This window comes from Paenibacillus helianthi, from assembly GCF_001909055.1.
GTDB lineage: Bacteria > Bacillota > Bacilli > Paenibacillales > Paenibacillaceae > Paenibacillus_AQ > Paenibacillus_AQ helianthi.
In genome coordinates this window covers 1-1,295 of record NZ_LVWI01000123.1, presented here as the reverse complement: position 1 = coordinate 1,295, position 1,295 = coordinate 1, and the positions used below count along the sequence as shown (strand labels likewise).

Below are 1,295 nucleotides of genomic sequence, written 5' to 3'. Positions count from 1 at the left end.
GGACGGCCTTAATGGAATCTCCACCTAGCTCAAAGAAGTTATCTGTTCGACCCACTTGCTCAATTCCCAATACTTCTTTCCAGATCTCAGCAAGCTGCTCTTCCATTTCACCTTGCGGGGCAACATACTCATTTCCTCGCATCCAGCCTTCCTCTGGTAACGGCAAGGCTTTCCGGTCTACTTTTCCGTTGGACGTAAGCGGCATTCGTTCTACCTGGATAAAGTAGGCTGGTACCATATAACTTGGTACGTGTTTCTCCAAGTGTCTTCTCAATTCGGTTACATCTACCTGGGTTTCGCTCACGATGTAAGCTGCCAGATACTTACTGCCATCCTCCGACTCTCGTGCCATCACCAACGTTTCGTTAACCGATTCATGCTTCAACAGCTGCGCCTCAATCTCGCCACATTCAATTCGGTAGCCCCGAATTTTCACTTGATGATCCATCCGCCCCATATATTCAAGCGTTCCATCCGGTAACCACCGTGCTAGGTCTCCACTTCGGTACATCTTTTCTCCGGGTTTAAACGGGTTCGCAAGGAATCTATTTCTGGTAAGCTCTTCGCGATTCAAATAGCCACGAGCAATCCCTTTTCCTCCAATAAAAAGCTCTCCAATTACACCTAAAGGCACAGGCTTTTGCTGCTCATCGAGTATATACGTTGTGGTTGTGGGAATAGGATGACCGATATTACTTTTCTCACCTTCAATATCCCCTTCAGTTACTTCCCTATAGGTCGCATGAACCGTTACCTCTGTGATCCCGTACATGTTAATTAATTTTGTATGCGGATATGCTTTTTTCGCTTTATGCAATTTCATTGGACTTAAGGCTTCTCCCCCAAAAATGATATAGCGTAGTGCCAAATCATTTCGGATGAAATTGCTTCCCTCCTGCATAAGGGCATAAAATGCTGTCGGTGTTTGATTCAAAACTGTTACTTTCTCTTGCAATAATAAATCTGTCAACACCTCTGGAGATTGAGCAATAAACCTCGGTACGATTACAAGTTTTCCCCCATACAGTAAGGCACCGTACATCTCCCAAACAGAAAAGTCGAAGCAATAAGAGTGGAACATTGTCCAGACATCATTCGCATTAAAGTCAAATTCCATTTCGTCATTTAGAAGTAAACGAATGACATTTTCGTGTTCGATAACAACCCCTTTAGGTAAACCTGTGGTACCTGAAGTGTATATGATGTATGCAGCATCTTGCAGGCTATTTATATTCTCTAAATTCGTTGTCTCTTCTTCCGATATGACATCCAGTTCCTCTGAGAGATTGAATGTT

General features: G+C 43.6%; 1 protein-coding gene. It reads right to left on the bottom strand.

What is annotated here, in order from left to right; all coding sequences use genetic code 11:
* The coding region (locus A3844_RS31660) for a non-ribosomal peptide synthetase (protein WP_143192229.1) at positions 1 to 1,295 on the bottom strand (1,295 nt) is incomplete at both ends.